This is a genomic window from Psychrobacter sp. 1U2 (genome assembly GCF_051847575.1).
The window spans coordinates 1-1465 of sequence record NZ_JBPYDC010000192.1 but is presented as its reverse complement, the minus strand read 5'-3'; the positions used below and the strand labels follow the sequence as shown (position 1 = coordinate 1465).

General features: G+C 35.4%; 1 protein-coding gene. It reads left to right on the top strand.

The features are described from left to right. Positions 1-21: 21 nt before the first annotated feature. Positions 22-1465, top strand: a 1444-nt coding sequence (locus ACS8FD_RS14375; RefSeq protein WP_439276358.1) for a hypothetical protein, incomplete at its 3' end; no start/stop codon positions are given.

Genomic DNA, 1465 nt, shown 5'->3' with positions numbered 1-1465 from the left:
AATGTCGTAAGTTCAGATAACTTGAATAATAATAGAGAGGTTTTCACCAAGCCGCATTCTAGTTATTATCAAGATTACGATCCTAAAGCTTATTTAGCAACTAAAGCAAAATTTGAGATCATACTTTTTGGACAATCCGACTTCTTTATAAATATATTTATCGAACAACTGAAGACAGATGCAATCAAACGTAACTTTCAGGATAATTTTTATTTTCTAAGTGCTAGTTGTCAACATCCGGAGCTTGAAGAATTAGTTGATTTTTTTGAGTCTGATTTAAACAAAATTTTAAACAAGTTTGATATCGAAGAGCCACCAGAGACCTATTCTGATAGTTATATAAGTTTTGCTAGAGCAATATTAGTTATCGATACAGATGCCGCATCAGTCTATTTCGATACGGGCTTAAAAAAAGCCACAAATTTTGGCAATGAAGTAGCCCATAGATGGGAAGCAATATCTGCTATAGCTCAGCGTAGCGTTGAAGACAAACTATATAGTCCAAAGCTTGCCCATCGTTATATGCGTGTGGCAGAGCTAATTGGTGACTCTGATACAGGGCAAAACTATTGGGATGAGAGACAAATTTTTTCTACTTGCTTAAAAATATCGCCTTTAACAACGTTGGCAATAGCAAATAGATGGAAAGAGCGTGATGTTGGATGGCGTGGTATTTCAAACCTTGCTAATGGCATTCTAGATATTAAAGAGGTTAATCCGATTGTTTTATGGGCATTCACAGCATTCAGTTTTGATAGTCGCTTGGTAGGTTTTTTCGCTAAGATCGTTGCTATGACACCTGATAGGCAGAGTCAGCAGACTATGCTTGATCATGTGATTAGGGAATTAAGAGTTAAAGGCCGTACTGGTAAAGATTGGAAGACCATCGAAAATATAGCGAGTCAGTACAATTTAAGCAATAATGAATTAAATAATTTAGAAGGATTAATCAGGACTGATGAAAAAGATGATTCTAATATAGTCCCTACTGTTAAGCTTTCTAAAAAGAAAGATAATAGCGAAAAAACTCAGAACTGGCTAAAACGCTACGGTCATATAGATATTCTAACAAAAAATGGCTTTAGAGAAGCTTTTACTACTTTTAAAGACAATAGAAGGTCTAGACAGTATGATGATTATTTTTGGCAAGGCTGCTTTGAGCAGGTAAGTTCTAGAAAGTCATTAGTTGTTTTAGATATAGTTGTTAACTCAGAAGAATTGAGCTTTCATGATATTAAAGACGCTTTCGAAGCAATCCCAGAACAATGGAAAACTCGACCCGCTTTATTGAATCACTGGTCTGTCTTGATAAGTCACCTAGCTTCTAGATTTCCTATCAATTTCACACATAATAATCGTTACGAGAAAAATTTCTTGGGTTCCTTTATTATTAACGAAGCTTCTAGAGAAGCGATTCGTGTGGGAGCAACCAAAGGATTATCTGAAACTGGCTTAGTTGAAGATG